The organism is Ellagibacter isourolithinifaciens (assembly GCF_008831035.1).
Lineage (GTDB): Bacteria > Actinomycetota > Coriobacteriia > Coriobacteriales > Eggerthellaceae > Ellagibacter > Ellagibacter isourolithinifaciens.
In genome coordinates this window covers 1-963 of sequence record NZ_WAJR01000066.1, presented here as the reverse complement: position 1 = coordinate 963, position 963 = coordinate 1, and the positions used below count along the sequence as shown (strand labels likewise).

At 46.6% G+C, this 963-nt stretch carries 2 protein-coding genes; both read right to left on the bottom strand.

Features of this window, described 5'->3' with window-relative positions:
- Positions 1-120 precede the first annotated feature (120 nt).
- Positions 121-330: a hypothetical protein gene (locus F8C90_RS10760; RefSeq protein ID WP_158050498.1), complete on the bottom strand. Its 210-nt coding sequence runs from the start codon at positions 328-330 to the stop codon at positions 121-123.
- A gap of 9 nt (positions 331-339) precedes the next feature.
- Positions 340-912 (bottom strand): hypothetical protein, encoded by a 573-nt coding sequence (locus F8C90_RS10755; RefSeq protein ID WP_158050497.1) that lies wholly within the window; start codon positions 910-912, stop codon positions 340-342.
- Positions 913-963 lie beyond the last annotated feature (51 nt).

The following is a 963-nucleotide window of genomic DNA, read 5'->3' as shown; positions in this document are numbered from 1 at the left end:
GTGATTCCTTTCCGTCTATCGCATCCCGGATTGGATGCTTGCGACGGATTCTATGGCGGTACCGCAATTGGTTGATTCGCAGTACCGGAATTTGCTGACTGTCAGTACCAAGAGGGCTTACTACTCACTATTCTCTAGTTTGTTTTTATGATGACAATATTCAATTAAACCAACTCCTAAAGAAGATATTCCAGCGCCAAAAATGGCCAGCAGCACTTCGTTCATCTGATTTGAGCTTAATATAATCGCATCATAAGGAGCAATGTACAGCATGAATGATACGGATGCCGCCCAAAACGACACGACAACGACTGACTTAGATAGGCTCATGATGATTGCCTACAGCAATGGGTGGCGCTTGAAGTCCCAGGAGGTTTCAAACGAGTCCCAGTCGAGTTTAGAATCGTTGCGCAATTCGCTTACCAAATTGACAACCATAGGTTGCCTTGCCTCATTTTGCATAATTGGATACGTTGCTATTTGACCTACCTCAAAATTTAAGGTTGGCGAGAGCATGCTTGCGACCGTCATAATTACCGAGCAATTGCATGCGCCTTGCAAATACGATAGCGTTGGCTCATCGGCGAATACGCTAGTTCCAGCAACATCGAAAATATGACCATTGGGCTTAAAGCGAAAAGCAATCGACCCACTCGATATCTTCGACCAGGTTATTGATTGTCTGAAATAGAAATCGGGATTCCTAATCACCGCACCAGGGAATTTTCGAATCTTTTCGCCATCCGACTGCCAGTCTATGATGCACTGATTATTTCCGTACCATTTGCGGAAGTCCCCTCCTTTGTTATATGGGAACCATTTTTTGCTACATTCGAGGGTAGTGTCCCGAATGTTGGTGTAGAGCTCGGTTCTCGAGGGTAGCCGCAGGCTGCCCGAGGAGCCGAGAATCACCTAGAATGCCGTCATTCTAGCGCATGCTACGCCGCCTTCCTGCCGGGAATC